At 44.7% G+C, this 1,221-nt stretch carries 1 protein-coding gene; it reads left to right on the top strand.

What is annotated here, in order from left to right; translation table 11 throughout:
• Window positions 1-221 precede the first annotated feature (221 nt).
• Entirely contained in the window at window positions 222-1,187 is a 966-nt protein-coding gene (locus AC58DT_RS15620; protein ID WP_497217722.1) for an IS110 family RNA-guided transposase, read from the top strand.
• Window positions 1,188-1,221 lie beyond the last annotated feature (34 nt).

Genomic DNA, 1,221 nt, shown 5'->3' with positions numbered 1-1,221 from the left:
TCTTAAGTTTGATTTTAATTAAAACAGTTAACTTTAAATATTAAATCAGAAAGAACAAAAGAGCGGAGTAAGGTTAAGGTTACCAGTGGAACTTTTGATTCCGTCAACATTGATAATCCCCGCTCTTTTCTACTTTAATTTCGTTCAGATCTTTGAGGCCCTGACCTCGTTTTTAAGTTGGTGAAACCAGAGTAGACTGTCCTTTCGTCATTTGTTTTTCTATGAATAAATATAGCAAAATTTACGGAGTGGACATCAGTAAGGATGTCTTTGATGTGGTGTGCTCCGATGATGCCCATCATCAGTTCGATAATACCCCGAAGGGTTTCAGTTCTTTTTTAAAGGCTATTGCCCAGGGCTCGCTCGTGGTGATGGAGGCCACCGGATATTATCACTATCGACTGGCACAGTATCTTTTTAAGCACGGCGTTGTCGTTTCGGTAGTAAACCCATTATCGGTAAAGCGTTTCATCCAGATGAAGCTTGCCAAGGTGAAGACGGACAAGAGCGATGCCAGGGCAATCTGTGAGTACGGCAGGGTAAATGATGTCCCTTGCTATACTGCCCTTACGGATGTACAGGCCGAGTGTCTGCAGCTTTTTAGGTTACTGGACAGCTATCTGAAGAAGCGCACCGCCACCAAGAACAAGCTGCACGGGGAGGAAACTTTGGGCATTCCCTCCAAGTTTGTCCATCAATCCCTCAAGCGTGACCTCAAGCATTTGGACAAGGAGGTAAAGGCACTGGAGGAAAGGTTGCTTTTATTGGTAAAGCAGGACCAACAACACCAACTTACATTGTTGAAGGGAATTCCGGGCCTGGGTACCAAAACGGCCCTCTTCCTCATTGTTATAACAGATGGTTTTGACAAATTTGAGACTGCCGGCCAATTGTGCAGCTATGTGGGAATTACCCCCACAATCCGGCAATCGGGAAGCAGCGTGCGGGGCAAGAGCAGAATATCAAAGGTGGGCAACCAGAAACTCAGGAACCTTCTCTTCCTGTGCGCATTCTCGGCGTGCAAGCACAACAAAGCCTGTAGGGAGATCTATGAACGCATTGTGGCAAAGGGAAAGAGCAAAAAACTGGCACTTATTGCGGTGGCTAACAAACTGCTGAAACAGGCATTTGCAATCGCAAAAAGCGGTTTGCCCTATGATGAGAAATTTGTATCCAAATTGAACTAAAAACATTTGTTTTTCAACTCAGATCTTTGTTGTA

It is taken from the genome of Aequorivita sp. CRS11, assembly GCF_059693805.1.
Note: the sequence above shows the minus strand (reverse complement) of the source record. Positions and strands in the feature narration are given on the sequence as shown.